Origin of the sequence: Parasphingopyxis marina (assembly GCF_014237875.1) — a bacterium.
Taxonomy (GTDB): Bacteria; Pseudomonadota; Alphaproteobacteria; order Sphingomonadales; family Sphingomonadaceae; genus Parasphingopyxis; species Parasphingopyxis marina.
This window is the reverse complement of sequence record NZ_JACJVJ010000002.1, coordinates 900,435-926,896: the sequence shown is the minus strand read 5'-3', so window position 1 is coordinate 926,896 and position 26,462 is coordinate 900,435. Positions and strand designations below refer to the sequence as shown.

Here is a 26,462-nt window from a genome sequence, read left to right as displayed (position 1 = left end):
AGGAGAGGATCTTCAATGACTCAAGACTATAAGCGTATCGGCACCGAAGAAGCATTCATGACACCGCTCGTCGTGGATCTGTTCAAGAAGGGCGTCGAGGACGGCTCGATCTCCGATCCCGGTTTCGTGGGCATGTACAAGCTGCTGTTCGCGCCCGACACGGTGAAGCTGCCGCTACTGCTCGATCTCGAGGAAGGGCGCATTCCCGAAATGGACGCGGCGGGTATCGACATGCACGTCCTCGCGCAAACCGCGCCCGGCCTGCAGATTTTCGACAAGGATACCGCCGTCGGCGCGATGCCGGACGTCAACGATTATCTGGTCGATGTGATCGCTCGCCACCCGACGCGCTTCGCCGGCCTTGCCAGCATCGCGCCGCAGGATCCCGAGGCGAGCGCCCGCGAGATCGAACGCGCGCGCACGAAGCTGGATCTCGGCGGCGTCATGATCAACAGCCACACCCATGACGAATGGCTGTCGGACGAGAAATTCTGGCCGATCCTCGAAGCGGCCGAAGCCAACGACATGCCGATCTATATCCATCCCCAAACGCCGATGACCGGTCTCAAGGCATTCACCGATTACGGCATCGACCTGGCCTTTTACGGCTTCGCGGTGGAAGTCTCGACCCACATGCTGACGATCATTCTGTCGGGCGCGCTCGACCGCTTCCCCAAGCTCAAATTCGTGCTTGGTCACCTCGGCGAGGGGCTGCCCTATTGGCTCTACCGTTTCGATTATATGCAATATTCGACCGACCGGCCGAACCTCAAGATGCGGCCCAATCCCGTCAAGCGCGAGCTTCCCAACATCTCCGACTATATCCGCCGCAATATCTGGATCACGACGAGCGGCATGCCCGCCCCCGAACCGATCAAGTTCGCGACCAAGCAGATGGGCGAGGACCATATCCTATACGCGATGGACTATCCCTATGAGATGGACCGCGAGGAAGTGCCGATGACCGAAGAAGGCGTGCCCGACGCCCAGAAGAAAAAATTCTGGGAGGATAACGCCCGCGGGCTGTTCCACATCGATGGGCCGGTGGGCGCCTAGTCTTCGCCGAAAAGCTTTTCCGGCAGGGGAAATAAAGTCACGAAGCGATCGAGGACGGCACCGTCGCCCTCGATTGCGAGCGCACCGGCCTTTTCGAGCGCCCCGGCAGGTTGGCCGCCGTAAACCAGCGCGGCCAGAACAGTCGGTTCGCACGCGAGAAGAAGATCGACATCGTCGGGCTCTCGCCGCTCGGTTATCAGTTCTCCGCCGTCCAGGGTCACGACGAAACCGTCCTCGCCGAACCGGAAGCCGATTTTCGCCTTGAAGCCCTTGGCGCGGTCGGCGTCGATCATCGTGCGGAACGACATCATGATCGACGCCGCGCTCAGCGGCAGGGTCGGATCGTGATCGGGATGGCGGGTCGCCCATTTCCCGAGCACCTGGGTGATCGGTTCGGCCTCATAGCCCCATTGGGTAAGCTCATAGACCTGGGCGGAAGCCGGGGGAGGGAGCTTGCGCTTCTTCAGGATACGCAAATCCTCCAGCCGCTCCAGCCGCTGGGTGAGGATATTCGCGCTGATTCCGGGCAGGTCGGCGCGCAATTCGTTGAAGCGGCGCGGGCCGAACATCAGTTCGCGCATGATCAGGATCGACCAGCGTTCGCCGATCATGTCGAGGGCGAAGGCGGTGCCGCAGGCATCGTCGTACCAGCGTTTTCGCTCAGCTGAACCCATTTTGGTTCTTTTTTGTAACTCCATAGTTGCTTTTTATAACTCAAATGAGCATCACCGTCAAATGTCGAGTCGCCGAGTCGCAAGGAGAGAGACGATGGCAAAGATGATTTTCGTGAACCTGCCCGTGACCGATCTCGATCGATCGATCTCGTTCTACGAGGCGATCGGTGCCGAGAAGAACCCGCAATTCTCTGACGAGACGGCGGCCTGCATGGTTCTATCGGAGACGATCTACGTCATGCTCTTGACCCATCCCAAATATGAAGGCTTCACCGACAAGCCGATTGCCGACGCGCACGGATCTAGCGGCGTGTTGCTCGCGCTGTCCGGCGATTCCCGCGAGGAAGTCGATGCGACGGTTGCACGCGCGACCGGCGGAGGCGGCAAGGCGGATCCGGGACCGGTGCAGGATCACGGCTTCATGTACGGTCGCAGCTTCGAGGATCCCGACGGGCATCACTGGGAAATTTTCTGGATGGATATGGACGCCGCGAGCGCGATGGAAGCCGAGCACGCGGCCTGATCGCGGCAATAAAGAGGGAGAGATATGATGCCGATCAGCAATCCCGTGATCACGACCGTCGCTCCGGTCCCGCCCTTCGCCCAGGGGCTGGTGCGTGACCTGCGCGTCCGCTGGGCGCTAGAGGAGGCGAGTGTCGCCTATGATACCGAGCTGCTCGAACATCCGAATATCAAGACCGACGAGTATCGCCAGCGCCAGCCCTTCGGTCAGGTGCCGGTCTATCGAGACGCCGCCGTGACCCTGTTCGAAAGCGGCGCGATCGTCCTCTACATCGCCGAGCAGACGGGTACCTTGCTGCCCGCCGATGCCGGTGCTCGGGCCCGCGCCATCGGCTGGATGTTTGCCGCGCTCAACAGCGTCGAACCTTATGTCCAGCAGATCGCGACGGTGGACGTTTTCGCCGCCGACGAGGAATGGGCGAAACTGCGCCGCCCCGGCGTCGTCGCGGAGATCGAAGCGAAGCTCGGCGAGGTCGCGGCCGCGCTTGGCGACAAGGAGTATCTCGAGGGCGAATTCACCGCCGGCGACCTACTGATGTCCACCGTCTTGCGGATCCCGCGACACACCGAGATCCTGTCCGGCTTCCCGACCTTGGAGGCGTACAAGGCGCGCTGCGAGGCGCGGCCGGCATTCGAACGCGCGCTCGACGCGCATATGGCGGCTTTCGACTGAGCCTGGAGCGGCTAGCGGTCGAGAAAAGAGGAGAAAGAGGATGACGTTCATTCAAGGATTTCTGGTGCCGGTACCCGAAGGCAACAAGGCGGCCTATCGCGAAATGGCGGCGAGCGCGGTTCCGATGTTCGAGAAGCACGGTATGCAACGGATGGTCGAATGCTGGGGCGATTATCTGCCGCGCGGCGAGACCACCGACATGTATGGCGCAGTGATGGCGGAAGAAGGCGAGACGGTCGTCTTCTCCTGGGTGGATTGGGGTTCCAGAGAGGGCTGGGAAAAGGCGCACAAGGCCTTTTCCGAGGACGAAACAATGGAGATGCCCAAGGAAATGCCGTTCGACGGCATGCGCATGGTTTTCGCCGAGTTCGAAACGGTCGTCGAGACGGGGACGTCCGGCGCAGGCGCTTATGTGCAAGGATGCGTCATCCCCGTGCCCAAGGCCAATCGCGAGGCCTATGCGGAGATGGCGCGGAGCGCGAGCGCCGTCTTTCAGGATTATGGCGCGCTCTACACGTTCGACGGCTGGGCCGAGGATATCGCCGACGGCAAGGTCGTCGATTTCAAGCATGGCGTGAAGGCGAAAGCAGACGAGGCGGTCGTATTCAGCTTCATCGAATGGCCGGACCGGGCGACCCTGGAGGCAGCCATGGCGAAGATGCACGAAGACGAGCGCATGCCGGCCCCCGGCGCCATGCCATTCGAGGGCAAGCGCATGATCTTCGGCGGCTTCGAACCGATCCTCGATACTGGCAAGGCATAAGGAGAGAGGATCATGACGACCAACACGATCTGTATCTGGTACGACAAGGATGCCGAAGCGGCGGCGAATTTCTACGCCGAGACCTTTCCCGGCAGCGCGGTGAAGGCGGTCCACCGGGCGCCGGGTGATTTTCCGTCCGGCGAGGAAGGCGATGTCCTCACCGTCGAATTCACCGTGCTCGGCATCCCGTGCCTCGGCCTCAATGGCGGCCCGGCCTTCACCCATGACGAGGCCTTTTCCTTCCAGATCGGCACCGACACCCAGGAGGAAACCGACCGCTATTGGGACGCGATCGTCGGCAACGGCGGTGCGGAAAGCGCCTGCGGCTGGTGCAAGGACAAATGGGGCCTCAACTGGCAGATCACGCCCAAGATATTGACCGACGCGATCGCGAATCCCGACAAGGCCGCAGCCAAGCGCGCCTTCACGGCGATGATGGACATGAAGAAGATCGACATCGCGACGATCGAAGCGGCGCTGAAGGGAGAATAAGGCGATGCGCAGGATCATCGCCAGCGCCTTCGTCTCGCTCGATGGCGTGATCCAGGGACCGGGCGGCCCTTTGGAAGACCCCACCGGCGGGTTCGACGAGGGCGGCTGGGTTTTCAAGCTTTGGGACGAAGGCGTAGAAGAGGTGATCGGCGCATTGTTCGCGGGCGACTATGATCTGCTGCTCGGCAGGCGCACCTACGATATCTTCGCCGCCTACTGGCCTTATGTAGAAGGCGAGGAGGCCGGGATGGGGCAAGCGTTCACGCGCGCCAACAAATATGTGCTGACGCGCGGCGACCGGCCCCTCGACTGGGAGAACAGCCATCGGCTCGCGAGCATCGACGATGTTGCGGCGCTCAAACAGGGCGACGGGCCGGACCTCGTGATCCAGGGATCGAGCACGCTTTATCCAGGGCTGCTTGCCGCGGGCCTGATCGACCGGCTGACGCTGGTTATCTTCCCGGTAACGCTGGGCGGCGGCAAGCGCCTGTTCGGCGAAGGGACGGAAGCCCAGATGCTGCCGATGATCGAGCACAAGGTCACCGCCAAGGGCACGGTGATCGTGAGCTACGGGCCCGGCGGAGCGCTCCCGCCGTATCCGCCTTATGCGCCCGAACCGAGCAAGAGCGACCGCGAGAAGGAGCGCCAGCGGCAGATGGCGGACGGGAGCTGGTAACGATGCTAATCTACGGCCATCTTTTTTCATCCTACACGTGGAAGGGGCTGATTCCTCTCTACGCCTGTGAAATCCCGGTCGAGTTCCGGGCGATCGATGCCGACAATCCGGACAATTACGCGTTCGTCCAGCAGGCGCATCCGGCGGGCAAGTTCCCGGTGCTGTGCGACGGCGATACGGTGATCGTCGAGGCGACAGCGATCATCGAATATCTCGCGGCGACACAAGAGACGGCGAAGAGGTTGATCCCCACCGATCCTCGCGAGGCCGTCACGGTGCGGATGCTCGACCGGATCTTCGACAATTATGTGATGGCAACCGCGCAGCATGCGGTCGGCGCCTATATCGCCGATCCCGAAAACCCCGACCCGAAGCAGCTCGAAGCGGCGAGCACGGGCCTCAAACGCTCCTATGCCTGGCTCGAAAAATGGCTCGGTGAGAATGAATTCCCATCCCATGTTTCGCTCGCGACCTGCGCAGCGGCACCGTCGCTATTCTACGCCGACTGGGTGGAGCGCATACCCGAAGATTGCCCGCGCCTTGCCGCGCTGCGCGCGGAGCTTCTGGCCCTGCCATCGGTCAGCCGCTGCGTCGAGGACGCCCGGCCCTATCGCGAACTCTTCCCGCTGGGCGCGCCGGACCGGGATTGAGACAATGGCGGTCCAGCTCAACCACACCATCATCTGGTGCAGCGACAAACGGGCCTCGGCACATTTCCTGGCCGATATTCTGGGCGTCGGCGAACCCGAACCTTTCCTCCATTTTCTGGTCGTCGATCTCTCCAACCAGGTCTCGGTCGATTTCATGGAAAAGGACGGCCAGGTGTCGCCCCAGCACTACGCCTTCCTGATGAGCGACGCCGAATTCGACGCCGCCTTCGCTAGGATCGAAGCGGCGGGGATCGCCTATTGGGCCGATCCGGCCCGCACCAAACCCGGCGAGATCAACACCCATTTCGGCGGCCGCGGCGTGTATTTCGCGGACCCCGACGGTCATCTGCTGGAAATCATCACGAACCCGTACGACCGAGGAGCCATGTCATGACCGATCAGCAATTCGAGCTCGAAATCAGCCGTTATATCGATGCGCCGCCTGATCTCGTCTGGGAAATACTCTCGGAGCGGATGGAGGAATGGTGGTGTCCGAAACCCTGGCGGGTCGAAATCGTCGAGCAGGATCGCCGTGCCGGTGGACGATGCGCGATGACAATGTACGGCCCCGATGGCGAGGTGATGCCCAATGAGGGTATCTTCCTCGAATGGACGGAGGGAAAGCGGTTCGTGACGACCGATGCGGTCACCGCCGATCATAGTCCCTCCGGACCGTTCATGATCGGGTTTTGGGAAATCGGGGCCGAAGGCGAGGGGACACGCTTTACCGGCCGCGCCCGGCATTGGACCGAAGAGGCGATGAAGCAGCATGAGGAAATGGGCTTCACGACCGGCTGGAGCGCGGTCGCGGCTCAGCTTGCCGAGATTTGCGAGGCCGAAGCGAAAGCCGAGGCCTAAAGGCGGAACACGGCCTCCGCATTGGTCTGCATCAGCTTGAGCTTGTCCGCGTCGCTGATGTCCATGCGGTCATAGGCGGCAACCTCGTCGGAGCTTTGCTGATAGGGGTAGTCCATCGCGTAGAGTACGCGGTCCGCGCCCATTTCCTGCATGCAGAATTTGACCGCGGGCTCGTAGCCGACGCCGCTGGTCGTGATCCAGATATTGTTGCGGAAATAATGGCTGACCGGATGCTTCAGGGTTACCGCCGGCTGGCCGCCGCGCATGCCCGGAATGCCATCGGCATTGTTCTGCATCCAGTCGAAACGATAGAGATGCAGCGGCAGGCATTCGCCGAGATGGCCGATCACTAGCCGGAAGTCGGGATATTTGTCGAACAGCCCCGAAAAGACGATGCCCAGCGTGTGGATCCATACATCGTGCGGGAATCCGCCCAGCGCGCCGAAAAAGCCCCGATCGCCATAGGGTTTCGAAAACCAGGGCGCGGTCGGGTGGATATAGAGCGCGGCGTCGTTGGCCGCGAGCGCCTCGATGATCGGCTCATAGTCGGGCTCGTCGATATAGCGACCCTGGAAATGCGAATTGAGCACCGCGCCCGCGAGGTCGAGCTCCTTCATCCCGCGCTCGATTTCCTTGACCGACCCCGCTACGTCGCGCGGATCGAAGGCGAGGCAGGCGGAGAAGCGATCGGGATGGTTGCGGCAGGCTTCGGCGGCGATGTCATTGGCTTCACGGGCGAGTGCAGTCCCGTCGCCGGGGCGCACGACCTGCACGCCTGGGGAGGTCAGCAGCAACAGCTGCCGGTCAATGCCGTAATCGTCCATATGCGAAAGGCGCAGATCGCCGAGATCCTGCAGCATTTCCTGCAGCGGCGCGTTGCCCGCGAACATCGTTCCCATGCGCAGTGACGGGTCGTCGGGCGCGTCGGCGCTTTCGGCGTAGGCGACCTGGGCCTTCACCAGATCGGGAAAGGTCCAGGCCTCTTCGGTCGCGATGCGCTTATACGGCGGGTTGCGATCGATCTCGCCGGGGGAAGGCGCCATGCCCACCCGCTTGCGCGGCGTGCGTTCGGGCAGGAGGCCGCTCAGACCCAATACGCTGCCGTCGGATTTCAATTGGTCGGCCATACCGTTCCCCTCCTTGCTTTCCCACGTCCCGCCCCGGCGGCGATTGCGAGGCCTATCCCCGTACGGCTTTTCCGATCACCGGATGCGCATAGTGCATATGCAGCGGCGAGCGGTGCGGCCAGGTAAGCCGCTGTTCGGGCAGCAGTTCGTCGGGGCCGAGCGGATTGCCGGGATAGGTTTCGACGGCCGGTTGCAGGTGGCTCTCGGTCTTTGCCCAGCCGTCCGCATATTCGGCCTGCCACTGGACGACATAATCGAGCCGCTTGATTTTCCAGACGCCGTCTTCCTTGACGTAGTCATTCTCGTAGATGCCGGCCTCGTAGAATTGCTCGGGCAGGCCTTCGGGATGATAGTCGCGGCTCTCGTGGTTGCCGCCGGCGAGCAACGCGCGGAAGCGGCCCTTGGCGGTTTGCCCGTCTTCGGCGACGGTAATGATGTCCTGCATCTGGAAATGATCGAGCAGGAAGCCGTCGACCGGACCCGGCTCGCTATGCGTAAAGAATTCCTGGAACCAGGTGCCGTAAAGCCGGTAGATGCTGTCGCGCCCGCGATAGATGCCGGAAAGGAAGATGACCTCGCCATTCTCGGCGAAAAGGTCGGCAACGGCATGCGGCCAGTTATAGTCGATATAATAGCCATAGGCGTAGTGCAGCTTGCGGATCGCCTGCTGATCCTCGATCAGCGTCACACGGTGGCTCAGCGCCGCGACGCTTTCCTTCAATTCGTCGATCTCGCTCATATATCCTCTCCCCCGCCCGATAGTATCCGGGCTGTTTCTTGACATCGCCGCGCCTCTCGGCACAGGCAGGCCTCTTGACGTTCGTCCAATATTGTTCTGATTGACAACATTCAAGGAGGGGATGTGGTTCAAACCGAAAATCAAACGGTTGTGCCTGCCAATGACGAAGCGATCAGCCTGGGGAGGCTGAACGATTTTACCGGCTTTTGGCTGCGGCGATCGATCAATGTCATGGCGACCGATTTCGGGGAGGCCATGCAGGGCACCGGGATGCGTCCGACCCTGGTTTCCATCATGGCGGTCATCGATGCCAATCCCGGCTTGAACCAGGGCCAGCTCGGCCGCGCCCTGTCGATCCAACGCGCGAACATGGTGTCGCTCGTCGGCGGGCTGATGGACCGCGGTCTCGTCGAACGCCGCGACGTACCCGGCGACAAGCGCGCTTTCGCCTTGCACCTGACGCCGGACGGCGAGGCGATGCTCGCCGAGTGTTTTCGACGTGTCGAGGCCCATGAAGAAAAGATGCTGGCCGAGATCAGTTCCGGCGAGAAGGCCCGGCTGATCGAACTGTTGCAAAGGATTTGCGCCGAGGGTTAGGAGCGCGGACGAGGGGAATGTGCCATGAGTAATGATCCGCGGGTGATTATCGACGAAAACCCGATGAACTGGCGGCAATATGTCGTCGTGTTCCTGATGATCGCGCTCAACGCGCTGGACGGGTTCGACGTGCTTTCGAGCGCCTTTGCGGCGCCGGGTATTACCCAGGAATGGGGAGTGTCGCGCGATGCCTTGGGGATCGTACTCTCCGCAGAGCTTGTCGGCATGGGCTTCGGCTCGATTTTTCTTGGCGGCGTGGCCGACAAGATGGGGCGCAAGCCGACCATACTTCTCTGCCTCTCCGTGATGGCCGTCGGAATGTACATGGCACACGCCGCGACAGGGGTGACCATACTGACGATCTGGCGCTTCCTCACCGGTATCGGCATCGGCGGAATGCTCGCCGCGACCAATGCGGTCACCGCCGAATCTTCGAGCAAGAAGGGCCGCAGCATTTCGATGGCGCTTTATGTCATCGGCTATCCGCTCGGCGCGGTCATCGGCGGCTTTGTGGCGCAGGGCTGGCTGCTCGTGGAGTATGACTGGCGCGCTATCTTTCTGTTCGGCGCGATCGTCACCGCGGCGTTGATCCCGATCGTGTGGCTGCTGATTCCCGAAACCCCGGCCTATTATGCAGCGCTCCGTCCAGAGGGCGCGGTCGCGAAGATCAACCGCTCGCTCCGGGCCTACGCAAAGACCGAGATCTCGGCGCTGCCCATCCTGGCGGAAAATGCGGTCAAGCCGAAGGTTACCGCGATCCTCTCCAACCCGCGGCTACGCCCGGTCACCCTGCTGCTCGCGTTCGGCTACATGTTCCACACCATAACCTTCTATTATATCCTCAAATGGGCGGTGCAGATCGTCGCCGATTACCCGCCGGGCTATGCGCCGGCCATGGCCGCCAGCGTGCTGACCTATGCCAATATCGGCGGCGCGGCGGGCGGCTTTCTGTTCGGCTTCCTGCTGAGCAAATGGGATATCAAATGGCCGACCATCGCCATGCTGCTGCTCGGTAGCGCTGCCGTCATGACCTTCGGCCTGGGGCGGGATTCACTGGAAGGCTGGCGCTGGGCAACGGTCGCCACGGGCTTCTTCACCAACGCCGCCATCGTCGGTTATTATGCCGCCTTCGCGCGCGGCTTCCCGGCCTATGCCCGGGCGACCGGCACCGGCTTCGTTCTGGGGGTCGGCCGCCTGGGCGCGGCCGGCTCGCCGATCATCGCGGGCTATCTGTTCACGCTGCTCGGCAATGACGAGCTGCTCGCCGTATCGACGATCATGGCGCTTGGGTCGATCGTCTCGGCGTTTCTGCTGTGGCGGCTGCCGATCCGCGACGCGGATGCGGACCTGGCGGAGGCGCCGGCCGGCAAGCCCGCCGGCTAGCCGGGTCCATCCGCCCGTAGCAGCCCTCAGTCGTGGATGCGGCGCAGGAAGTTGATCAAGACGTCGACCTCTTCCGGCGTGAACTTGCTCTTGAGCCATTCCTCGTGAATGCGGTTCGCCGTCCAGGCCTTTTGCAGCGCGTCATGACCCGCCGGGGTAATGTGCAGCGTCTGGCGCCGTCCGTCGGTCTTTGACTGCGACCGCTCGACATAGCCGCGCGATTGCAGCCGGTTGACGATCGCCATGATCGTGGCCCGGTCGATCTGCAGCCTGCGGCCGAGATCGGTCTGCGCGATATCGTCGCTATCCTCGATCAGCCAGAGCACGGAAACCTGTTTCTGCGTCAGGCCGAGGTCGGCGAATGTCTCGGTGAAATGCCGGTATACGGCATTGTGCGCGAGGCGGATATGAAAACCGAGGATCTCGTCGAGAGCCCCCAAGCCTTCTTCGGGTATGGTTTTGGTACCGGCGGTGTCGCCCATTATGTTGCCTCTAGGCCCCTTCGTTGCCGTGTGTTCACGGTTCTCATGCGATCTAATAGGACCAAGTCAAGCTGGATGGCATGGCTTTTCCCCTCAAATCGTCTATTATGGTACGCACAACATACTAACTCGATTGAGGATTGTCACCCATGACGAAATTTCCGGATACTCCCTCCTTTAACGGCTTCAACACACCGTCGCGGTTCGAGGGGGAAGTGCTCAACCTGGATATCGAGGGAGAGGTTCCGGCGGAGGTCGACGGCGCCTTCTACCGGGTGCAGCCCGATCCCCAATTCCCTCCGCGGCTGGGCGACGACATCGCCTTCAACGGCGACGGTTCGGTCAGCATGTTCCGCTTCCAGGACGGCCGGATCGACTTTCATCAGCGCTGGGTGCGCACCGACAAATTCGTCGCGGAGCGCAAGGCGGGCAAGGCGCTGTTCGGCGCCTATCGCAATCCGATTGGCGACGATCCTTCGGTGGAGGGCATGTATCGCGGTACGGCGAACACCAATGCCTATGTCCATGGCGGCAAGCTCTGGGCGCTGAAGGAAGATTCCCCGGCGGTGCTGATGGACCTGAACACGCTGGAGACCGAAGGCTATACGAATTTCGAGGGCAAGATGACGGGGCAGACGTTCACCGCCCATCCCAAGATCGATCCCGATACCGGCAACATGGTGGCGATCGGCTATGCGGCGAGCGGCCTGTGCACGGACGATGTCACCTATTACGAGATCGACGCGCAAGGGAAGCTGATCCACGAGGTTTGGTTCAAGGTGCCCTATTATTGCATGATGCACGATTTCGGCATCACGCCGGATTATCTGGTGCTGCATATCGTGCCCTCGATCGGCAGCTGGGAACGGTTGGAACAGGGGCTCCCGCATTTCGGTTTCGATACGACCAAGCCTGTTTATCTCGGCATTATCCCGCGCCGCGCCGATACGACCCAGGAGGATATTCGCTGGTTCAAGCGCGACAATTGCTTCGCCAGCCATGTGATGAACGCCTTCCAGGAAGGATCGAAGATCCATTTCGATACGCCCGAAGCCAAGAACAACATGTTCCCCTTCTTCCCGGACGTGCATGGCGCGCCGTTTAATCCGATGGAGGCGGCCAGCCATCTGACGCGCTGGACGGTCGACATGAATTCGAACTCCGAAGAGTTTGAAAGCGTCGAGCAGCTGACCGACATGCTGGGTGAATTTCCGCGTATCGACGAGCGGTTCCAGGGCCGCAAATATCGCTATGGCTGGATGCTCGTGATGGATATGTCGCAGCCGGTGGAAAATGCCGGGGGCAGCGCCGGCGGCTTGATCATGAACACGCTCGGTATGGTCGATCACGAAACCGGCAAGGAGCAGAAATGGTGGGCAGGGCCGGTGACGACCCTGCAGGAACCCTGCTTCATTCCGCGCTCGCCCGACGCGCCCGAGGGCGATGGCTGGATTGTCATGGTCGCCAATCGTCATGACGAGCAGCGCTCCGATTTGTTGCTGTTCGATGCGACCGATATTGAAAAGGGGCCGATCGCCCGGGCCAAGATTCCGGTACGGTTGCGTTTCGGCCTGCACGGCAACTGGGCCGATAGCGACCAGCTAGCCCTTTTGGATGCCGCGTAAGGCCTTGCGATTTATCCAAATTTTTCGTGTGTTTCAGATTGGCAACACCGTGCTGCTTTTGTCCTGAACCATCTTGTGCCGCGATCTCGAACTGATTATCCCTCATAACAATTGTTAAAGACCTGATCCCGAAAAATCGGGACGGGAAACAAATAGAGGGAGGATGCTATGAAGAGGAATATCACTCGTGCACTGTTGGCCGGAGGCAGCATGTTCGCCGCTGTCGCGGCCGCGACGCCGGCTTATGCGCAGGCCGAGGCGGATGCTGAGCGCAGTGTCATCGTCGTGACGGCTCAGTTCCGCGAGCAAGCGCTTCAGGATACGCCGCTGTCGATCACAGCCATCGACGCCGAGCTTCTGCGGTCTCGCAACCAGACCGACGTCGAGGCGATCGCGGCCCAGGCGCCGAGTGTGTTCCTCAACGAAATGGGCGGCGCTTATGGCGATTCGCTGGGCGCGTCGATCCGCGGTATCGGCCAGTTCGACTTCAACCCGGCCTTCGAGCCCGGCGTCGGCATCTATATCGACGATGTCTATTATTCATCGCTGACCGGCGCGAATTTCGACCTTCTCGATATCGAGCGCGTCGAAGTGCTGCGTGGCCCCCAGGGCACGCTGACCGGCCGTAACTCGATCGGTGGCGCCATCCGCGTCATCTCGCAGCGGCCGAACGCCGAAACATCGGGCTATGCAGAAGTCTCCTATGGCGCGCGCGACTATATCAGCGTGCGAGCCGGTGCGAACTTCCCGCTTACCGATACGCTCTTCATGCGCGTCGCGGGTGTCCACAAGGAACAGGACGGTTATGTCGACCAGGTCGATTATGGCTGCCGCTACCCCAACCGCGCCGACAATATCGAGCGTATGCTCCCGGCAAACAACGACAGCGATTCATGCGTTGTCGCGGAACTCGGCGACACGAACTATTCGGGTATTCGCAGTGCGTTGCTATGGCAACCGACGCCGGACATCGACCTGATGCTTACCGGCTATTATGTGACGTCGGACACCAACCAGGCCGCCGAAACGGTCACCGATTTTAACCAGGCGACGTTCGGCGCCCTGTCGGTTACGTCAGGCGCGGCGAACAACCCGCTTCCCGGCAGCTATTTCGTCTGCGGCCGTTTCTGCACCTATGCGAACTGGTCGGCGACTGCGTCCGGCCAAACCGGTGCCTACACGCTGGAGCCCCGCAAGGAGCTCGATAGCTGGGGCCTGTCGTTCCACGCCGATTTCGATGTCAGCTCTTCGCTGCAGCTACAATCGATCACGGCCTATCGCGAATATACCCAGTTTTTCGTGACCGATGACGATTACACGCCGATCAACGGTGCGACGGGTATCAACGATCTCGACTATTGGTTCTTCAGCCAGGAACTGCGCCTCAACGGCCAGATTGGCGACAATGTCGATTTCACCCTTGGCGCCTTCTATTCGGACCAGCGGACGACCTACTTCACCCAGCAGGACATCCGCTACATCGTTCCCAACCTGCCGCTCCAGTTCGTCGGGGACGATCCGGTCAACGCCGATTCCTTCGCGCTGTTCGGTACCGTCATCTGGCGCCCGGTCGAGGATCTGACGATCACCGGCGGCCTGCGCTATACCGAGGAGGCGAAGGATTACACCTTCCACCGCCATAACCTCGATTACAGCACGCCGCTGACGCCCGATCCGTTCGGCCTCGGTCCGCTCGAAGGCCTGACGGCCGAATATTCGGGGGACCAGATCGATTGGCGTCTTTCCGCCGATTATCGCTTCTCGCCCGAAGTGCTCGCCTATATTACGGTCGGCACGGGCTTCAAGGGCGGCGGCGTGACGCCGCGGCCGTTCCTGCCGCAGCATGCCATTCAGGGCACGTTCGGCCCGGAAACGGTGACCGCGTATGAAATCGGTCTCAAGACCGATCTCTTCGATCGCCGCGTCCGGTTCAACGTTGCCGGCTTCTATAACGACTATACCGACATCCAGACGCCGCTGTCCGATTGTTCGGCCTATGGCGGCGGGCCCTGCGCGGTTGTCGCCAATGCCGGCGACGGCGAGATTTACGGCATCGAGATGGAGCTCTTCGCCGAGCCCGTCGACGGCCTGACGATCGACGGTGCGCTGAGCTGGCTCGACGGCGAATATACGTCGATCAATCCGGCGGTCGGTGCGGGCCTGCAACTGCAGGATCCGATCGTGACGCCCGAATGGCAGTGGAGCTTCGGCATCCAATATGTGATCGATCTCAGCGCCAATGGCAGCTGGGGCACGCTGACGCCGCGCTTCGATGTTGCCTTCCGGGGCGAGCAGGCCCGCGGCCGCGGTCTCGATCCCAGCGTGTTCCTGTATCGCGACGACTATACGATCGCCAATGCACGACTCACATGGCGCAATGCGGACGATGATCTCAGCATCTCGCTCGAGGTCAGCAACCTGTTCGACGAATATTATATTCCGTTCGGGTTCGACGCGCTCTACGGCTTCGCCGGCACGGCCTATAGCCAGGTTGGCGAGCCGCGCGAATGGGCGCTGACTGTGCGCAAGGAGTTCTAGGCGAACCCTGTTCGCCGACGAAAAAAAAGGGCGGCGTCGCAAGACGCCGCCCTTTTTCTTTGCGGAACCCGATAGCGTTCGGGGATCAGGCCAAGCGGTGTAACGCGCAGAGCTTGTTGCCGTCCGGATCGCGCAGATAGGCGAGATAGAGCTGGCCGAAGCTGCCTTCGCGTATGCCGGGAGGATCCTCGATAGCCTTACCGCCGGCCTCGACGCCGGCCTTGTGCCAGGCATCAGCCTGTTCAGGATTGTCCATCGTGAAGCCGACCGTCGCACCGTTCGAAACGGTTGCCGGATTGCCGTCGATCGGCGCGGTGACGAGAAAGATGCCGTCCTTGTGCATATAGATCAGGCGGCCCTTGTCGTCGGTGATTCCCGGCTTGCCGCCGACCGCGCCGAACAGCGCGTCGTAAAAGGCCTTGGACTTTTCGAGGTCGTTACTGCCGACCATCATATGGCTGTACATGGCTTTCGTCCTTCCCGGTTTGACGGCCTTTTATGCGCCTTCGGGAAGCTGGCAGAAAGAACAGATCTTGTTGCCGTCCGGATCGCGCAGATAGGCGCCATAGGCATTGCCCGGCGCCTGTGGTCGTTTGCCCGGTGCGCCCTCGTCGCTGCCGCCATTGGCAAGTCCCGCCGCATGAAAGGCGTCGACCTGTTCCTTGGTTTCGGCCTGGAAGCCGATGGTTCCGCCATTGGCATAGCAGGCCTCTTCGCCATTGGCCGGGGTACCGACACCGAATGCGCCGCCATTGTGCGAATAGAATGCTGAGCCCGGGCGGAACGCCTGGCCTTCGGGAACGCCGAGCGCGCCGAGCGCGGCATCGTAGAACTGCTTGGATTTGTCGACATCGTTGCTGCCAACCATGATGTGCGTGAACATTGCTTGCTCTCCTTCAGATTGAGACCGCTTGGGTCGCGGTTTCGCTATTGCCTGTATTGGGGGTGTCTGCCGGATCGATGAGGAGGAGATGCGCTTCGCCCTCCCTTACGACCGGACGATGCTCCACGCCGCGCGGTACGACGCAAAGCTGGCCTTCGTCCAAAGTTACCGTTCCGTCCCGAAATTCGATGTCGAGCCGGCCTTTGAGGACGAGGAACAGCTCGTCGGTGTCCGCATGGCTGTGCCACTGGAATGCGCCGCCGGCTTTGACCAGGCGAACCTCATTGTCATTGTAGCGCGCCACGATCCGCGGCGCCCATTGATCGGAAAATCCTGCGAGTTTCTCAGCGAGGTCCGTCTTGCCGGGCATCAGTAGACGACGACGCTCCGGATGGATTCGCCGGCATGCATGAGGTCGAAGCCCTTGTTGATCTCTTCGAGGCTGAGCGTGTGGGTGATCATCGGGTCGATTTCGATCTTGCCGTTCATATACCAGTCGACGATTTTGGGAACGTCGGTACGGCCCTTGGCGCCGCCGAACGCGGTGCCGCGCCAGTTGCGTCCGGTCACCAGCTGGAACGGTCGGGTGGAGATTTCCTTGCCCGCCTCGGCCACGCCGATGATGATGCTCGTGCCCCAGCCGCGATGGCAGGCCTCGAGCGCGGTGCGCATGACTTCGGTATTGCCGGTGCAATCGAAAGTATAGTCGGCGCCGCCATCGGTCAGATCGAGGATCTTGGCGATCGTCTCGTCACGGCTCATCCCCTTGGTATTGAGGAAATGGGTCATGCCGAACTTGCGGCCCCATTCCTCGCGGTCGGGGTTGATGTCGACGCCGATAATCTTGTCGGCGCCGGCCAGCCGCGCGCCCTGCAGCACGTTGAGCCCGATGCCGCCGAGACCGAAGACGACGACATTGTCGCCGGGTTCCACTTTTGCCGTGTTCGTCACTGCGCCGACGCCGGTGGTGACGCCGCACCCGATATAGCAGCTGCTCTCGAACGGCGCATCCTCGCGGATTTTCGCGACCGCGATCTCGGGCAGCACGGTGAAGTTCGAGAAGGTCGAGCAGCCCATATAATGGAAGATCGTCTCGCCTTTATAGCTGAACCGGCTGGTGCCGTCGGGCATCAGGCCCTGGCCCTGGGTCGCGCGGATCGCGGTGCACAAATTGGTTTTGCCGGACAGGCAGCTTTTACACTGGCGGCATTCGGGCGTGTAGAGCGGGATGACGTGATCGCCCGATGCGACCGAGGTCACTCCTGCGCCGATCTCGCGGACAATCCCGGCGCCTTCATGGCCGAGGATCGAGGGAAACAGCCCCTCGCTGTCCAGCCCGTCGAGCGTATAGGCGTCGGTATGGCAGATGCCGGTCGCCATGATCTCGACCAGCACTTCGCCTTGCTTCGGCCCTTCCAGATCGAGTTCGACGATCTCCAGAGGCTTCTTGGCTTCGAACGCAACGGCGGCGCGGGTCTTCATGCATCTCTCCTGGGTAAAATTTGTCGGCAAGGCATACTATTCGTGTGTCCGACTCGTCCAGAGTTTAGCGCAGGACGGAGCTCAAGCGAACAGGCTTCGCGCCTTGCGGAGGCAATCCGCCGCATCGTCCAGCGTTTCGTTTCGCTTGGCGAAACAGAGCCGGACGATAGTGGTGACGGGGTCCTCGTCGTAAAAGGCCGAAACCGGGATCGCGGCGACGCCGGCTTCGTCGATCAGCCGGTCGCAAAATTCCCGGTCGGTCAACGAAAGGCCGGAGGCAGGGAGGTCGATCGAGAGAAAATAGGTCGCCGCGCTGGTCTGGACGGCATAGCCCGCATGGGCGAGCGCTGCGGCCAGCCGGTCGCGCGACGCCTGGTAGCCGGCACGCATCTCGGTGAAATAACCGTCGCTCTTGGCCAAGCCGTAGGCGACTGCGGACTGGAGATTGGGCGGCGTCGTGAAGGTCAGGAACTGGTGCGTCCTGGCTATGGCGTGGAGCAGGGCAGGGGCGGCGATCGCCCAACCGACCTTCCAGCCGGTCAGCGAAAAGATCTTGCCCGCCGATCCGATCTTCACCGTCCTCGCGCGCATGCCCGGCATGTCCAGCAGCGAACGATGGCGGCGGCCGTCGAACAGGACATGTTCCCACACCTCGTCGCAGATCGCGACGAGATCGTGCGCCGTGCAGAAGCTGGCGAGGAGCGCCAGTTCGTCTTCGCCCAGCATCGTGCCGAGCGGGTTATGCGGGCTGTTGAGGATGATCGCGCGGGTGCGGTCGGATACCGCGGCTTCGAGCATCGTTTCGGTCAGCATCCATGCCGGCGGTCCCGGCGTCACGAAACGCGGTGTGCCTCCTGCCGCGCGAACAAGCGGGGCATAGGCGTCATAGGCCGGCTGGACGAGGATCACCTCGTCGCCGGGCGTCACCAGGCCCAGGATCGACGCGGCCAGCGCTTCGGTCGCGCCGGAGGTGACGGTGATTTCCTCGGCCGGATCGATCTCCAGGTCCTGATGATGGGCATAATGGGCGGAAATCGCCGCCCGCAGGCCGGGCAGGCCGCGCATCGGCGGATATTGATTATAGCCGTTGAGCACGGCCTCGGCGGCTGCCTGACGGACGTCTTCGGGCCCGTCGCCGTCGGGAAAGCCCTGGCCGAGATTGATCGCGCCGGTTTCCCGAGCCCGGCCGGACATTTCCTCGAAGATCGTCGTCGGGAGATTGGAGAAAACCGGGTTCATCGCGTAAGCATATATCAGCCGCGCCCGCTGGGCGGCAATGTGCCGCTAGCGCGAAATTGTTATCGGCGCCGTTGCCGAAAAGGAATTTCCGCCCTGCCGGCCTTCGAAAAGCAGCAGGCCGCTTCCCGAATTCTGACTGTCGAATCGTACGATCATGGTCATGACCATCTGCCCGGGAGCGGGCCGGGGAGCCTCGGGGGGTGGGTTGCACGCGTTGGTCGTGGATTCCTCCGCATAAACCGGCAGCGGTATCGGGCCGAGGCCGCCTTCGAAAATCTGGAAACTCGATTCCGACGGATCGATGGAGCCATTGTAGCAATAGCCGAATGCGAAGCCCAACACCTGACCGTACACGGCGTTATTGGTGCTTTGCGGCCCCGGCCGGAGCTCATAAACGTTGCTTCCGATCATCAGCGGCAGCGAGGCCCAGTTGCATTCCCCGCCGTTCGCCGGCGCCCCGCCATTTTCAGCGAGCGCTTCTGCCGCGATCCCGGCATCTTCGGCGGAGGCGGGCAACAGGACCAGTAGTTCGTCGGGCGCCGCCCCTTCGAGCAGTGCGGTGCCGCTCAACGGATCATAGTCGAGCGAAAGGGCCTGGGCCGGGTGTCCGGGCAGGGGAATGGCCATGCCTGCGGCTCTCGCCAGCCCCGGGCCCTGGGTGATTCGCCAGCTGCCATCGAGCGACTGGAGCGTTTCGACCGGAGCGGCCGCGCAAAAATTCCCCGCGCTGCCGGATTGTGCCTGGGCCGGAGCCGCAGCCGCGAAAAACAGGCCGATTAGGGCGAGCGAAAATCTCCAGATCATAGCTTAGGCTATCATGGTTGCGGCCGCTTTGCACGATCCATGGCGGCCGGGCCACGCCATTGGACGCTGCCCGGCGAAGCGACTAGTTATTCGCCATGCGCAGCAAATCGTACAGCTTCGAACGGATCGCCCCGGCGGGCGAAAGCGACAAGATCGAGCGCGAAGTGCCCGTCGAACAACCGATCGCGATCGAGGTCAACGGCCTGGGCTATGCCGTGATGATGGCGACGCCGGCCGAGCTTGAAGATTTCGCCTTCGGTTTCGCCAGCGCCGAGCGACTGATCGACGGCGCCGCCGACATCCTCGATGTCGATCTCCACGACACCGATGCGGGCACGATTCTGCGGATCACCGTTGCCGATGCGCTCGCGGAACGCGTGATTGGCCGCATCCGCCATCGCACTTCGGAATCGAGTTGCGGCCTGTGTGGTATCGAAAATCTCGAACAGGCGTTGCGGCCGCTGCCCGCGCTGACCCAATCCTCGCTGCCCGACCGTCCGGCGATCTTCGCGGCGCTGGCGGGGTTGCGCGATCACCAGCCGCTTAACCACGCGACCGGCGCGGTCCATGCGGCGGCTTTATGTTCGGGCGATGGCGCGATCCGTCTCGCGCGCGAGGATGTCGGACGCCACAACGCCTTCGACAAGCTGATCGGCGCGATGCTGCGCGAGGGGCTGGATTGGGACGGGGGCTTTGCGCTGCTATCGGCGCGCTGTTCCTTCGAGCTTGTGGAAAAGGCGGTACTGGCCGGATGTCCGTCGCTGGTGACGATTTCCGCTCCGACCAGTCTTGCGCTCGATCGCGCGCAGGACGCCGGGCTCAACCTTGTCGTTCTGGCGCGGCAGGACGCGATACTGGCGGCGCGCTAGGCCTCTTCGCTCGCGGCTTTGGCGGGCGCTTCGTCTCCAAGGCCGCCCGGTCCCGGCGTTTTCGCCTCTTTGCCCAGCACCTGCTCGATATAGAGACGCTGGATGAGGACGAAGCCGACTACGGTGAGCGGCGCCGACAGGATCACGCCGATCAGCCCGAACAGGCTGCCCGCCGCGACGACCGCGAACAGCAGCACGGCGGGGGAGAGATCGACCGAGCGCTTCTGGATCAGCGGTTGGAGGATATTGCCCTGCAACTGCTGGATGACGACATAGACGCCGACCGTCCACAGCGCGGTCGAGGGGCTGACGCTGAAGGCGATCAGCACCGCGGGGATGCCGGCGATCACCGGGCCGATAAAGGGAATGAAATCGAGCAGGCCGGCGATGATCGCCAGCGCCGCGGCCGAAGGCACGCCGACGAGAACGAGACCGATATAGGTGAGGATGACGACGACGATCGAGGAAAGGATCTGCGCCTGCAGCCAGAGGCCGAGCGCGCGGCCGCTATCGGCGAAGGCGGTTTCGGCGACCTCTTCGCGGTCCTTGGGGACGAGCCGCATCAATCCCTGGCGATACAGTTCGGGCTGGGCGGCGAAGAAGATCGCGCCGGCGAGGATCAGCAGGATATTGGTGACGACGCCGCCCGCCGAAAGCGCGAAGCTGCCGGCCTGCGACGTCATGCCCTGCATCTGTTCGGAGATGTCGGCGGCCGCCTGGCGGACATCATAGTCGATGCCCCAGCCGTCGAAAGTTTGCTGGGTCGCATCGATCGCCTCGGGAATGCGGGCGAGCAGCGCGGCGAATTGCGAAGCGACGAGGCCGCCAAAGGTCCATGTCAGCCCGGTCAATATACTGAGCAGCGAAAACACGGCGAGGGTGACGGCGAACCCCTCGGGAATGCCGAAGCGCAGAAATATCCGCGCGATTGCGCGCACGATGACGGCGATCACGACCGCTGCGAAGATCATCATCAGAAGCTCGCTGAGGGCGAGCACGGCCGCGGCAAAGGCCACGATGGCAAGCACCGCGAAACAGCGCCGCACGAAGCCGCTCGGTGATCCGTAATCGTTCACTGATTACCCCTCCGCCTCATTGCGTCTGTATCGACGGCAAGAGGCGAGAGCGCAATGGAATATCAACCCGCGTCCGAACGGCCGCCTTCGTCGACGGCATTGAATTCGGTCGCGCGCGTTTGCGGAGGCGGTGCCCCCTTGCTTTGCAGTTGCACGATCGCGCTATGGGCGACCGGCGAAAGCTCCTGCCCATCATCATCCAGATAATCGAAGATCATCTGTTTCATCCGCGGATCCCAGAAACTGGCGATATGATCGGCCACAGCGGCGCTCGCATCGACATCGTTCATTGTCGCGAAGTTTCGCGCGATCTGGTTCGCCATATAGACGAGATGCTCGAGCGAGTTCATTCGGCCGCTTCCACGGTTTCCGCGATCCGGCGCGAACGTTCGGCCAAGTCCTCATAGCTTTCCTGCCAGTCGGTCGGTCCGTTGGACGGCGTGATCTGCACCGCGGTTACCTTATATTCCGGGCAGTTGGTCGCCCAGTCCGAATAGTCGGTGGTAACGACATTGGCCTGCGTCGCCGGGTGGTGGAAGGTCGTGTAGACGACGCCCGGCGCAACCCGATCGGTGACGAGCAGCCGCAATGTGGTTTCGCCCGAGCGGCTGGCGAGTTTGGTCCAGTCGCCGGTTTTCAGGCCGCGATTTTCGGCGTCCGAAGGATGCATTTCGAGGATATCCTCCTCGTGCCAGCGGGAATTTTCCGTCCGCCGGGTCTGCGCGCCGACATTGTACTGCGACAGGATACGCCCCGTGGTGAGCAGCAGCGGGAAACGCGGCCCGGTCTTCTCGTCGGTCGGCACATAGTCGGTGACGACGAACTTGCCCTTGCCGCGCACAAAGCCTGCTTCATGCATGACCGGCGTGCCTTCGGGCGTGGCGTCGTTGGCGGGCCACTGGATGGATCCCAGCTCGTCGATCTTGTCGAAGCTGACGCCGGCGAAGGTCGGGGTCAGGCGGGCGATCTCGTCCATGATCTGCGAGGGGTGGGTGTAATTCCAGTCGAGGCCCATCGCGCGCGCGAGCTCCTGCGTCACTTCCCAGTCCTCATAGCCGTTCATCGGTTCCATCACGCGGCGAACGAGCTGGATGCGCCGCTCGGCATTGGTGAAGGTGCCGTTCTTCTCGAGGAAGGTCGAACCGGGCAGGAAGATATGCGCGTAATTGGCGGTTTCATTCAGGAAGAGATCGTGGACGATCACGCATTCCATGGCTTCGAGGCCGGCCGCGACGTGCTTGGTGTTGGGATCGGACTGGAGGATGTCCTCGCCCTGCACATAGATCGCCTTGAAGGCGCCGTCGGTGGCGGCATCGAGCATGTTGGGGATGCGCAGGCCGGGTTCGGGATCGAGCTCGACGCCCCAATCGTCTTCGAACAGCTTGCGCGTCTCGTCGTCCGAAATATGGCGATAGCCGGGCAGTTCGTGCGGGAAGCTGCCCATGTCGCAGGCGCCCTGCACATTATTCTGGCCGCGTAGCGGGTTCACGCCGACGCCCTTGCGGCCGATATTGCCGGTCACCATGGCGAGGTTGGCGATCGCCATGACGGTCGACGAACCCTGCGAGTGTTCGGTCACGCCAAGGCCGTAATAGATCGCGCCGTTGCCGCCTGTGGCGAAAAGCCGCGCCGCTTCACGCAGTGTTTCGGCCGGAACCTTGGTCACGGCTTCCAGACGCTCCGGCGAATGGGTTTCGTCGGACACGAACGCCGCCCAATCCTGATATTCGTCCCAGTCGCAGCGTTCGCGGATGAAATCCTCATCGGCCAGGCCTTCGGTGACGATGACATGGGCGAGGCTGGTCAGAACGGCGACATTGGTGCCGGGCTGGAGCGGGAGATGATGATCGGCCTCGACATGCGGCGTGCGGACAAGGTCGATGCGGCGCGGATCGATGACGATCAGCTTCGCGCCTTCGCGCAGCCGCTTCTTCATCCGGCTCGCAAACACCGGATGCGCGTCGGTCGGGTTGGCGCCGCAAACGAGGATGACATCGCTCTCCTCCACGCTGTCGAAATCCTGCGTACCCGCCGATGTGCCGAAGGTCGTCTTGAGGCCATAGCCGGTCGGCGAATGGCAGACCCGGGCACAGGTATCGACATTGTTATTGTGGAAACCGGCACGGATCAGCTTCTGGACGAGGAAGGTTTCCTCGTTGGTGCAGCGGCTCGAGGTGATACCGCCGACCGACCGCGTGCCGTATTTTTGCTGGATGCGCTTGATCTCGGAGGCCGCATGGGTGAGCGCTTCTTCCCAGCTGACTTCGCGCCAGGGCTGGTCGATGCTCTCGCGGACCATCGGGTTGAGAATGCGTTCCTGATGGTTTGCATAGCCCCAGGCGAAACGGCCCTTCACGCAGCTGTGCCCGCGATTGGCCTTGCCGTCCTTCCACGGCACCATGCGCACCAGCTGCTCGCCGCGCATTTCGGCGCGGAAGGTGCAGCCGACGCCGCAATAGGCGCAGGTGGTGACGACCGCCTTGTCGGGCAGGCCGATTTCCTTGACGGATTTCTCCTGCAGGGTCGCGGTCGGGCAGGCCTGCACGCAGGCGCCGCACGAAACGCATTCGCTCGACATAAAGTCATCCATCGGCGTGCCGGCGGAAACCTTGGATTCGAAACCGCGGCCCTCGATGGCGAGCGCGAGGGTGCCCTGCACCTCGTCACAGGCGCGCACGCAGCGCGAACAGACGATGCATTTCGAAGGATCGAAATCGAAATAGGGGTTGGAGCTGTCGGTCTCGAGCTCGAGATGGTTCTCGCCCTCATAGCCGTAGCGCACGTCGCGCAGGCCGACGGCGGCGGCTTCGTCCTGCAGTTCGCAATCGTTATTGGCGGAGCAGGTCAGGCAATCGAGCGGGTGATCGGAGATGTAAAGTTCCATCACGCCGCGGCGCAGCTTTTCGATCTTCGGCGTCTGGGTGCGGACGACCATGCCTTCGGCAGCGGGCGTCGTGCAGGATGCCGGGGTTCCGCGCGCGCCCTCGATCTCGACGAGGCACATCCGGCACGAGCCGAACGATTTCATGTTATCGGTCGCGCAGAGTTTGGGGATATGGGTGTTCATCTCCGCGGCCGCGCGCATCACGCTCGATCCTTCGGGTACGGTCACTTGCTCGCCGTCGATGGTCAGGGTGACCATTTTCTCGGATCGGCTCGCAGGCGTGCCGAAATCCTTTTGCGGTTCATAGCCCATGGCGATCCTCCAGTTCCGTAAGATCTTCGGGTTGATTGATATTAGCAGGTTTTTCCTTAAGGCGCACCGAACGCGCGCCGCAGGCGTCGATCCATCCCATCATCGCGCGATTATCCTGCCGCGCCATCCAGTCGTCGAGCAGCGGCGCGAGATGCGCGGGCCACAGCCCGATTACCGGCTGGCCGTCCGCATAGGCGGGGGGCGGGGAAAGCTGATCGGCGAGGTCGGCGGGCAGGCCGGCATTGTCGCAGGCCGCGCTCAACACCTCGTCATGGCCGCGCTCGGCAGCATGGTGGAGTGCCGCATTGAGGCCGCCGAGCGGGCCCTGATCGGGGCCGGGGCGGTCGGGAAGGGATGTCATGCCCTCGCGCTCGCGCCCGCACAGTACGATCTCGTCGCACTGGTTGCGCAGGCCGGCGAACACATGCTCGACCAGCGGCCGCCCGTCGAGCATCGCTTCGGCCTTGTCCGACCCGAAGCGGGAGGATTTTCCGCCCGCAAGGATGGCGCCCAATCTCGTCATTCGGCGGCTTCCGTTTCCCTGATCCCGAAATCTTCCGGCCAGTGGGTCAGCGCGCTCATCACCGGATAGGGGGTGAACCCGCCCAGCGCGCAGAGCGAGCCGAACTTCATCGTTTCGCAAAGATCGGTCAGCAGCACGACTTCGTCCTCGAGGCTGCGCTCGGCGGACTTCGCATTGTGCATCTGGGGCAGCGCTTCGAAAGCGCCGGCTCCGCGGCCGCCGGCCCGGATGCGCTCCAGCGTTTCCTGGCCGCGCACCGCGCCGATGCGGCAGGGCGTGCACTTGCCGCAGCTTTCGACGGCGCAGAATTCCATCGCGAAATGGGCCTGGTTCAGCATGTCGGCGGTGTCGTCGAACACTACGATGCCGCCATGGCCGATCAGGCCGTCGGCTTCGGTAAAGGCTTCATAGTCGAACGGCAGGTGGAACATCGAAGGCGGGAAATAGGCGCCCAGCGGGCCGCCGACCTGCACGGCTTTCACCGGCCGCCCGCTGTCCGTGCCGCCGCCGATCTCCTCGACAAGCTCGCCCAGTGTGATGCCGAAGGCGATTTCGTAGAGCCCGCCATGTTTGATGTTTCCGGCAAGCTGGACCGGCATCGTGCCGCGCGACCGGCCCATGCCATAGTCCGCATAGGCTTTCGCACCCTCGGCGAGCACGTAAGGCACGGCGGCGAGGGTGAGGACATTGTTGACGACCGTGGGCTTGCCGAACAGGCCTTCGAGCGCGGGCAGGGGAGGCTTGGCGCGCACTTCGCCGCGCTTGCCCTCCAGGCTGTTGAGGAGTGAGGTTTCCTCGCCGCAGACATAGGCGCCCGCGCCAACGCGCACTTCCAGTTCGAACGGCGAAACGAGATGCGCCGAGGCCTTGATCGCGGCGTCCATCTTGGCGACCGCGTGCGGATATTCGGACCGCAGATAGATATAGCCTTTGGTCGCGCCGACCGCGTGGCCGGCGATCGCCATGCCCTCGATCAGGCAATAGGGATCGCCTTCCATCAGCATGCGATCGGCAAAGGTGCCGCTGTCGCCTTCGTCCGCGTTGCAGACGATATATTTCTGGTCGGCAATCGCGCCGGCGACCGTCTTCCACTTGATCCCGGCCGGGAAGCCCGCCCCGCCGCGGCCGCGCAGGCCGGATTCGGTGACCATCTCTATGGTCGCCTCGGGGCCGATTTCATGGGCTTTCTTCAGTCCCGCCCAGCCGCCAGTTTCACTATAGTCTTCAAGGCTTAATGGCTGCGTCTTGCCGGCACGCGCGAAGGTCAGTCGCTGCTGCTTCGCAATGAACGGGTGGTCTTCGATCTTGCCGATCGCCTTGTCCGAAGATCCATCGAGGATCGCGGCGACGTCGCCGGGCGTCGCCGGGCCGAAGCCCATGCCGTCGATATCGACCAGCGGTTCGAGCCATTGCATGCCCCAGCTGGATGTGCGGACGATCTCGGCGTCGGGCGCGGCCTTGGCGAAGGCTTCTGCCAGTTTGTCGGCGCCGCAGGCGATGGCGAGCGCGTCGTCGGATATGGCGATACGCATGGC

29 protein-coding genes are annotated in these 26,462 nt (G+C 62.5%); 14 read left to right on the top strand and 15 right to left on the bottom strand.

Translation table 11 applies throughout. From position 1 onward, the window contains the following. The first annotated feature begins 15 nt into the window (after positions 1–15). Positions 16–1,056 (top strand): amidohydrolase family protein, encoded by a 1,041-nt coding sequence (locus H6P80_RS13325; protein ID WP_185801844.1) that lies wholly within the window; start codon positions 16–18, stop codon positions 1,054–1,056. On the opposite strand, the gene H6P80_RS13320 is transcribed toward H6P80_RS13325, so the two are convergent. After that, a complete protein-coding gene (locus tag H6P80_RS13320; RefSeq protein ID WP_221893004.1) occupies positions 1,053–1,730 on the bottom strand; it encodes a winged helix-turn-helix transcriptional regulator in 678 nt (225 codons plus the stop codon). The two genes, H6P80_RS13325 and H6P80_RS13320, sit on opposite strands and share 4 nt — an antisense overlap. Before the next feature lie 94 nt (positions 1,731–1,824). Here H6P80_RS13320 and H6P80_RS13315 point away from each other — a divergent pair, with 94 nt between their 5' ends. Genes H6P80_RS13315 through H6P80_RS13280 form a run of 8 tightly spaced genes read left to right on the top strand, consistent with a single transcriptional unit; the run spans position 1,825 to position 6,364 of the window. Beyond that, entirely contained in the window at positions 1,825–2,253 is a 429-nt protein-coding gene (locus tag H6P80_RS13315) for a VOC family protein (RefSeq protein ID WP_185801842.1), read from the top strand. Between the two features lie 24 nt (positions 2,254–2,277). Continuing rightward, positions 2,278–2,925, top strand: a complete 648-nt coding sequence (locus tag H6P80_RS13310) for a glutathione S-transferase family protein (RefSeq protein WP_328805017.1) — start codon at positions 2,278–2,280, stop codon at positions 2,923–2,925. Between the two features lie 40 nt (positions 2,926–2,965). Continuing rightward, on the top strand, positions 2,966–3,688 hold the full coding sequence (locus tag H6P80_RS16730) for a DUF1428 domain-containing protein (RefSeq protein WP_185801841.1): 723 nt from the start codon (positions 2,966–2,968) through the stop codon (positions 3,686–3,688). Between the two features lie 12 nt (positions 3,689–3,700). After that, the gene (locus tag H6P80_RS13300) at positions 3,701–4,180 is read left to right on the top strand and encodes a VOC family protein (protein ID WP_185801840.1); all 480 of its coding nucleotides are present in this window, start codon (positions 3,701–3,703) and stop codon (positions 4,178–4,180) included. Positions 4,181–4,184: 4 nt separating this feature from the next. After that, positions 4,185–4,856 carry a dihydrofolate reductase family protein gene (locus H6P80_RS13295; protein ID WP_185801839.1) on the top strand — a complete coding sequence of 224 codons (672 nt, stop codon included), beginning with the start codon at positions 4,185–4,187 and terminating at the stop codon, positions 4,854–4,856. Positions 4,857–4,858: 2 nt separating this feature from the next. Beyond that, positions 4,859–5,506 (top strand): glutathione S-transferase family protein, encoded by a 648-nt coding sequence (locus H6P80_RS13290; RefSeq protein ID WP_185801838.1) that lies wholly within the window; start codon positions 4,859–4,861, stop codon positions 5,504–5,506. A 4-nt stretch (positions 5,507–5,510) separates the two neighbouring features. Then, positions 5,511–5,900, top strand: a complete 390-nt coding sequence (locus H6P80_RS13285; RefSeq protein ID WP_185801837.1) for a VOC family protein — start codon at positions 5,511–5,513, stop codon at positions 5,898–5,900. Continuing rightward, entirely contained in the window at positions 5,897–6,364 is a 468-nt protein-coding gene (locus H6P80_RS13280; RefSeq protein ID WP_185801836.1) for an SRPBCC domain-containing protein, read from the top strand. The genes H6P80_RS13285 and H6P80_RS13280 overlap by 4 nt, the downstream gene beginning before the upstream one ends. Here H6P80_RS13280 and H6P80_RS13275 read toward each other — a convergent pair. Together H6P80_RS13275 and H6P80_RS13270 are read right to left on the bottom strand one after the other, a co-directional pair. After that, a complete protein-coding gene (locus tag H6P80_RS13275; RefSeq protein WP_185801835.1) occupies positions 6,361–7,491 on the bottom strand; it encodes an amidohydrolase family protein in 1,131 nt (376 codons plus the stop codon). The genes H6P80_RS13280 and H6P80_RS13275 overlap by 4 nt on opposite strands. Positions 7,492–7,543: 52 nt before the next feature. Beyond that, positions 7,544–8,230, bottom strand: a complete 687-nt coding sequence (locus H6P80_RS13270; protein ID WP_185801834.1) for a nuclear transport factor 2 family protein — start codon at positions 8,228–8,230, stop codon at positions 7,544–7,546. A 123-nt stretch (positions 8,231–8,353) separates the two neighbouring features. On the opposite strand from H6P80_RS13270, the gene H6P80_RS16550 reads away from it, so the two are divergent. Both H6P80_RS16550 and H6P80_RS13260 read left to right on the top strand, forming a co-directional pair. Beyond that, on the top strand, positions 8,354–8,827 hold the full coding sequence (locus H6P80_RS16550; protein WP_185801833.1) for a MarR family winged helix-turn-helix transcriptional regulator: 474 nt from the start codon (positions 8,354–8,356) through the stop codon (positions 8,825–8,827). Positions 8,828–8,851: 24 nt separating this feature from the next. Then, entirely contained in the window at positions 8,852–10,210 is a 1,359-nt protein-coding gene (locus H6P80_RS13260; RefSeq protein ID WP_185801832.1) for an MFS transporter, read from the top strand. Positions 10,211–10,236: 26 nt separating this feature from the next. Here the strand turns inward: H6P80_RS13260 and H6P80_RS13255 are convergent, their stop codons facing one another. After that, positions 10,237–10,692: a MarR family winged helix-turn-helix transcriptional regulator gene (locus tag H6P80_RS13255; protein WP_185801831.1), complete on the bottom strand. Its 456-nt coding sequence runs from the start codon at positions 10,690–10,692 to the stop codon at positions 10,237–10,239. Between the two features lie 149 nt (positions 10,693–10,841). Between H6P80_RS13255 and H6P80_RS13250 the strand changes: the two genes are divergently transcribed. Next, entirely contained in the window at positions 10,842–12,317 is a 1,476-nt protein-coding gene (locus tag H6P80_RS13250) for a carotenoid oxygenase family protein (RefSeq protein ID WP_185801830.1), read from the top strand. Between the two features lie 168 nt (positions 12,318–12,485). Beyond that, the gene (locus H6P80_RS13245) at positions 12,486–14,855 is read left to right on the top strand and encodes a TonB-dependent receptor (protein ID WP_185801829.1); all 2,370 of its coding nucleotides are present in this window, start codon (positions 12,486–12,488) and stop codon (positions 14,853–14,855) included. A gap of 85 nt (positions 14,856–14,940) precedes the next feature. Here the strand turns inward: H6P80_RS13245 and H6P80_RS13240 are convergent, their stop codons facing one another. The 6 genes from H6P80_RS13240 to H6P80_RS13215 all read right to left on the bottom strand — a co-directional run bounded on the left by H6P80_RS13240 (position 14,941) and on the right by H6P80_RS13215 (position 19,263). After that, entirely contained in the window at positions 14,941–15,321 is a 381-nt protein-coding gene (locus H6P80_RS13240; RefSeq protein ID WP_185801828.1) for a VOC family protein, read from the bottom strand. Between the two features lie 30 nt (positions 15,322–15,351). After that, on the bottom strand, positions 15,352–15,738 hold the full coding sequence (locus H6P80_RS13235; RefSeq protein WP_185801827.1) for a VOC family protein: 387 nt from the start codon (positions 15,736–15,738) through the stop codon (positions 15,352–15,354). Between the two features lie 13 nt (positions 15,739–15,751). After that, positions 15,752–16,108, bottom strand: coding sequence for a cupin domain-containing protein (locus tag H6P80_RS13230; RefSeq protein WP_185801826.1), 357 nt, complete (start codon positions 16,106–16,108; stop codon positions 15,752–15,754). Next, positions 16,108–17,220, bottom strand: coding sequence for an S-(hydroxymethyl)glutathione dehydrogenase/class III alcohol dehydrogenase (locus H6P80_RS13225; RefSeq protein WP_185801825.1), 1,113 nt, complete (start codon positions 17,218–17,220; stop codon positions 16,108–16,110). The genes H6P80_RS13230 and H6P80_RS13225 overlap by 1 nt, the downstream gene beginning before the upstream one ends. 81 nt (positions 17,221–17,301) lie before the next feature. Beyond that, on the bottom strand, positions 17,302–18,459 hold the full coding sequence (locus tag H6P80_RS13220; protein ID WP_185801824.1) for an aminotransferase: 1,158 nt from the start codon (positions 18,457–18,459) through the stop codon (positions 17,302–17,304). Positions 18,460–18,504: 45 nt separating this feature from the next. Beyond that, positions 18,505–19,263 carry a hypothetical protein gene (locus tag H6P80_RS13215; protein WP_185801823.1) on the bottom strand — a complete coding sequence of 253 codons (759 nt, stop codon included), beginning with the start codon at positions 19,261–19,263 and terminating at the stop codon, positions 18,505–18,507. Between the two features lie 95 nt (positions 19,264–19,358). Here H6P80_RS13215 and fdhD point away from each other — a divergent pair, with 95 nt between their 5' ends. After that, on the top strand, positions 19,359–20,132 hold the full coding sequence (gene fdhD / locus H6P80_RS13210; RefSeq protein WP_185801822.1) for a formate dehydrogenase accessory sulfurtransferase FdhD: 774 nt from the start codon (positions 19,359–19,361) through the stop codon (positions 20,130–20,132). On the opposite strand, the gene H6P80_RS13205 is transcribed toward fdhD, so the two are convergent. The 5 genes from H6P80_RS13205 to H6P80_RS13185 form a co-directional block, all read right to left on the bottom strand. Then, positions 20,129–21,208, bottom strand: coding sequence for an AI-2E family transporter (locus H6P80_RS13205; RefSeq protein ID WP_185801821.1), 1,080 nt, complete (start codon positions 21,206–21,208; stop codon positions 20,129–20,131). The two genes, fdhD and H6P80_RS13205, sit on opposite strands and share 4 nt — an antisense overlap. A 62-nt stretch (positions 21,209–21,270) precedes the next feature. Further along, complete coding sequence (locus H6P80_RS13200; protein WP_185801820.1) at positions 21,271–21,558, bottom strand: formate dehydrogenase subunit delta; 288 nt, start codon at positions 21,556–21,558, stop codon at positions 21,271–21,273. Then, positions 21,555–24,404, bottom strand: coding sequence for a formate dehydrogenase subunit alpha (fdhF, locus tag H6P80_RS13195; protein WP_185801819.1), 2,850 nt, complete (start codon positions 24,402–24,404; stop codon positions 21,555–21,557). The genes H6P80_RS13200 and fdhF overlap by 4 nt, the downstream gene beginning before the upstream one ends. Next, the gene (gene mobA, locus H6P80_RS13190; protein ID WP_185801818.1) at positions 24,394–24,927 is read right to left on the bottom strand and encodes a molybdenum cofactor guanylyltransferase; all 534 of its coding nucleotides are present in this window, start codon (positions 24,925–24,927) and stop codon (positions 24,394–24,396) included. Before mobA ends, fdhF begins: the two co-directional genes overlap by 11 nt. Continuing rightward, entirely contained in the window at positions 24,924–26,459 is a 1,536-nt protein-coding gene (locus tag H6P80_RS13185) for an NADH-ubiquinone oxidoreductase-F iron-sulfur binding region domain-containing protein (RefSeq protein ID WP_185801817.1), read from the bottom strand. Before H6P80_RS13185 ends, mobA begins: the two co-directional genes overlap by 4 nt. Positions 26,460–26,462 lie beyond the last annotated feature (3 nt).